The following is a 315-nucleotide window of genomic DNA, read 5'->3' on the forward strand; positions in this document are numbered from 1 at the left end:
ATCAGAAATAATAGGATCAATTTTCTTAAAAATATTATCAAATTCTTTAGTGCATTCACTGAGCATTACATTTCTTTCTGAATCTCTATTTATGTGGTAAGTTATTTTTCTTTCAGTCATAGTAATAGAACGAAAAAGACATGTTTCTGCATATAGTCCTAATGAATAAATTGCATGATCACTATTATTATTAAACTCAGTTAGAAACTGTTCTTTAACAACACCTAATAAATCTGCTGAATCTTCAACAATGTTGTTTAACCATTCTAATTCAGTGTCTGTTCCTTTATATTCTTTATATCTTATGTTAAGTCC

1 protein-coding gene is annotated in these 315 nt (G+C 27.0%); it reads right to left on the minus strand.

Annotated features, from left to right (window positions below; translation table 11 throughout):
* Positions 1-315, minus strand: a 315-nt coding sequence (locus FAY47_RS20565) for a hypothetical protein (RefSeq protein WP_185966929.1), incomplete at both ends; no start/stop codon positions are given.

This window comes from Clostridium sp. HBUAS56017 (assembly GCF_007115085.1).
GTDB classification, from domain to species: Bacteria; Bacillota; Clostridia; order Clostridiales; family Clostridiaceae; genus Clostridium; species Clostridium cibarium.